Here is a 302-nt window from a genome sequence, read left to right on the forward strand (position 1 = left end):
CCTCCGTAGTTGATCTTCTCGGCGCTCACGACAAAGCTGATCAGCATGCTGTTGGTATCAATGGCATTGAAGTCCACAGAGTGCTGGATCACATAGCCGTTTTCCCATTTTAAGCTAATCAGAGTGCCTTCTTCATGGGATTTGTTGAAGGTGACTTCTCCGGTAGTAGGCTTGTATTTACCATTGAGAAGACTCTCCAGAATGTCTGATTTGTCTGTAGCTTCTACTGTAATTTTGATAATCGCATTGGAAGGATCCGAAGCTACACGCCCCGATACGTCTACTGCACGATCTACACTGTA

At 45.4% G+C, this 302-nt stretch carries 1 protein-coding gene; it reads right to left on the bottom strand.

Features of this window, described 5'->3' with window-relative positions:
• The coding region (gene tssD, locus GNY06_RS02635; protein ID WP_166518679.1) for a type VI secretion system tube protein TssD at positions 1 to 302 on the bottom strand (302 nt) is incomplete at both ends.

It is taken from the genome of Elizabethkingia argenteiflava, assembly GCF_009904105.1.
In the GTDB taxonomy this organism is placed as follows: Bacteria; Bacteroidota; Bacteroidia; order Flavobacteriales; family Weeksellaceae; genus Elizabethkingia; species Elizabethkingia argenteiflava.